This window comes from Poseidonibacter ostreae, from assembly GCF_009208075.1.
GTDB lineage: Bacteria > Campylobacterota > Campylobacteria > Campylobacterales > Arcobacteraceae > Poseidonibacter > Poseidonibacter ostreae.
This window is the reverse complement of record NZ_WFKJ01000090.1, coordinates 1-2,544: the sequence shown is the minus strand read 5'-3', so window position 1 is coordinate 2,544 and position 2,544 is coordinate 1. Positions and strand designations below refer to the sequence as shown.

Below are 2,544 nucleotides of genomic sequence, written 5' to 3'. Positions count from 1 at the left end.
TGTACCTTTTGGAGAATGTCCAACAATTTAACTCTTTTTAGAACAAGCTTACCATTAGTGAAAACTGTTCCAAAAGTAAGAGGTTGTGGAACTCTTGACTTGAAAATAAGTTAAACTAACGTCTTTTAGCTTGTTTCCTTCCTAGGCTTTGTTAGATGTTTTGTATACTCTTCTGGTAATATAACTTTACCATCTACCGATATAATTGTATAAATTGTATTAAAATAAATATCAATCAATTTATTTAACTCTTTATTATTATTCTCTACAGTATTTTGCCATTTGTTTTTTGCAGTTTCATATGCAATCTTTGATTGAATTTTAAATTCATCATGAAAGTTTGCAAGGAATGTAGTTGATGATAGCCAATTTAATTCATCATCTTTAAATTTTTCAGAATGAACATGTAAATTTCTTACACCACTATCACCTGTTATACAATTAAGAGCTTCGAGAACTATTTTCATTAATGATTCAACAGTTGTTTTTAATGCTTCTTCATCTATAACTTTATTATATTTTCTTTGTATTTTTTTAGAGTATGTTTTAAGTCTTTCTTTTAAGATATACATTTCTTGCAAATAGTTATGTACATGATAAGTTAAATAATTACTATAATTTATTCCATTTTCTTCAGGAGGATTTGTTTTTATAAATAATTCTATCAATCTTAATGTATCTAATGAACTTGATATTTCACTAAAGCCATTAAATATAATAAATTCCATATCATTTTGTGTAGAAGAAAAACTAGGGTCATCTAGTTTTTGCTTTGCTATTGGATTTACAAATTTTGGAATAAAATCTGCCATTAGTTTTTCAAACTTTTCATAACCATTTAATGTATTCATATTTGTAACTTCCTTTACCTAATGACTATCGTGAGCAATAATTTCCCCGATAGGGTAAATTATTGGTCTTCTCGTACTTATTATATTTGGACTTATTTTAGTACTAAAATATTATAACTCTACTTTAACATTTAAATATATTAGTTTTATAACATTTCTATTTTAGTAATATAAACAGGTACTATTTTTTCTATATTTTTTCTATTCTCATGTTTGGATACAGTAGTTTCAGATATTTTCTTTTTCTCTTTTACAGACAATTTTGCTTCAGATGATATTAATACTTCTTTTTCATGTCCAAATTTAGTACCTTTATGTCTAAAAGGAAAACATTTTGCTTTAGAATTTTTATTGGTTATTATATTAATATTTAATTCTCCTTCATCATAAGCTTTACCTTTATGTATTGCTTCAATATTTGCAATTACAGGATCAAATGTTGTAGATAGTGGAGATGTTAGTGATAACACATTGTCTTCTTTTGTATCTATTAGTTTTCCCCCATGAAATAGTTCTTGTCCACTTGCTAATAGTGTTCCTATTTCTTTAATTTTTTTATCTGCGTCATCTTTTATTTTATTATTATATCTATCATATTTTTTTTGATAATTTGATAGCTCTTTTGGTGTTTTTGAGGGCACTTCTGCTCTTAATACTTTAAATTCTTTATTAAAATTTAAAGCATCTGAGATATGATTTTGTAAATTGTTATCCCCATAATTTTCAATTGCATGTTTTACTGCATCCTCTGATGTTCTAATAGTTTTAATTAATCTATCATTAATAGGTACTAGAATATCTGAAGGTAATTTACACTCTTCTGGTGTCCTTTCTCTCTTGCTGTAAATTTTTAATTCGTTATCTTTAAATAAATCAATTTTTATCTTTTTATCTTTTTTACTGTTCATTTCAAATACCTATTTTTTAAATTTTGAAAATGTCTTTTAATTCAAGAATTTTACTATTGTAACCTTGATTTAGATATAACGCCTAATTAGTAGGCAAAAAATTGTTGGTTAAAATAAGCGACGAAGGAGCAACGACCAACTGTTTTTTGTTCTTGTTGAATTTCTTGTTAGCTGTTCATTTCACGGCGACTGACTGGCATACGTGCATTAGCTGTACGTAATTGGCTTTTAAATCCTCTATTCCCACGCACAACTTGATTACCTGATTTATCAATTGTTATTAAAGTCTCGGTAATAATATTTTTATATGGGCCTTTTACTTCATATTTAAAACTAACAATGTCAGATTTAAATACCCACTGTTGTGATCCTAAAGCAAAAAAACTATATTTTTCGCCATTAATATAAAGTACATGTGAATGTAAGGCTTTGGTGTTACCACCTTTACTAGGTGGTCTCGACTTTTCAGTCAAGTACTTTTTATAAGATTCGATTTTAGCATTATCTACTTGCAAGATACTCTCCATTTTAATAAACAAATAACTATTTATTATCTAATATAATGTCCAGATATCAAATTTATTCTTATTATTAGGACAAAATATGTTCCTATAATAATTATATTAGAATAACGATAATAAATTACTTTTTCAGTATCTAAATAACAAAGAATATAAGTTATTTAGGACAAAGTATCTGGATAAAAGGATATTATGTACTTTTTATTTTTGTAGTAGGATTTAAATAGAAGTATCTAAGTTATAATAACAAGTTCAACAACCTGT

At 26.2% G+C, this 2,544-nt stretch carries 3 protein-coding genes; all 3 read right to left on the bottom strand.

The window, feature by feature from the left end; genetic code table 11:
• Window positions 1-125: 125 nt before the first annotated feature.
• The 3 genes from GBG18_RS14865 to GBG18_RS14855 all read right to left on the bottom strand — a co-directional run bounded on the left by GBG18_RS14865 (window position 126) and on the right by GBG18_RS14855 (window position 2,274).
• Complete coding sequence (locus GBG18_RS14865; protein WP_152192337.1) at window positions 126-851, bottom strand: hypothetical protein; 726 nt, start codon at window positions 849-851, stop codon at window positions 126-128.
• 146 nt (window positions 852-997) lie between these two features.
• A complete protein-coding gene (locus GBG18_RS14860; protein WP_152192335.1) occupies window positions 998-1,759 on the bottom strand; it encodes a hypothetical protein in 762 nt (253 codons plus the stop codon).
• A 167-nt stretch (window positions 1,760-1,926) separates the two neighbouring features.
• Window positions 1,927-2,274 carry a hypothetical protein gene (locus GBG18_RS14855; protein ID WP_226898714.1) on the bottom strand — a complete coding sequence of 116 codons (348 nt, stop codon included), beginning with the start codon at window positions 2,272-2,274 and terminating at the stop codon, window positions 1,927-1,929.
• Between the last annotated feature and the right edge of the window lie 270 nt (window positions 2,275-2,544).